Source organism: Mesorhizobium sp. M8A.F.Ca.ET.181.01.1.1, from assembly GCF_004792025.1.
GTDB lineage: Bacteria > Pseudomonadota > Alphaproteobacteria > Rhizobiales > Rhizobiaceae > Mesorhizobium.
On the sequence record NZ_SRTV01000052.1, the window covers coordinates 1 to 435 of the forward strand.

The following is a 435-nucleotide window of genomic DNA, read 5'->3' on the forward strand; positions in this document are numbered from 1 at the left end:
CGGCATGCCGGGGTGGAAGGCGACATGCCCAGGTCTGCCGTGATGGTAGGGCTGGCTGAGCAGCTGCTGGCCGCGCAGCGAGGGTGACCGCAGCGGCACGGGCGGGGCTTCGGCGAATGTCTCGCGAGGGCCTTCGGGTAGGTCGACGATGACCGGGCGGGCGCCCTGGCGGTTGGCGAGATAGCCTTCGGTGACGAGCTGGTCGTAGGCAGCGACGATGGTGTTGCGGCCAAGGCCGAGCTCGGCGGCCAGCGCGCGGGTGGAGGGCAGTTCGGAGCCCGGCGGCAGCGCGCGGCTGCGGATGATGGCGACGAGGCCGTGATAGAGCTGGCGCGAGAGATGCTCGGGGTTGGCGCGGTTCACGGTGAGCGTGTCGAGTGGGAAGGGTTGGGGTTTGGGGTGCGGGCGCATGGGTTACGCCCACCCGTAGGCGCG

Annotated in this window: 1 protein-coding gene; it reads right to left on the bottom strand. The window is 71.3% G+C overall.

Features of this window, described 5'->3' with window-relative positions:
- Window positions 1-411 (bottom strand): winged helix-turn-helix domain-containing protein (locus EN824_RS33540; protein WP_135933166.1); only part of this gene is annotated, 411 nt, incomplete at its 3' end.
- Window positions 412-435 lie beyond the last annotated feature (24 nt).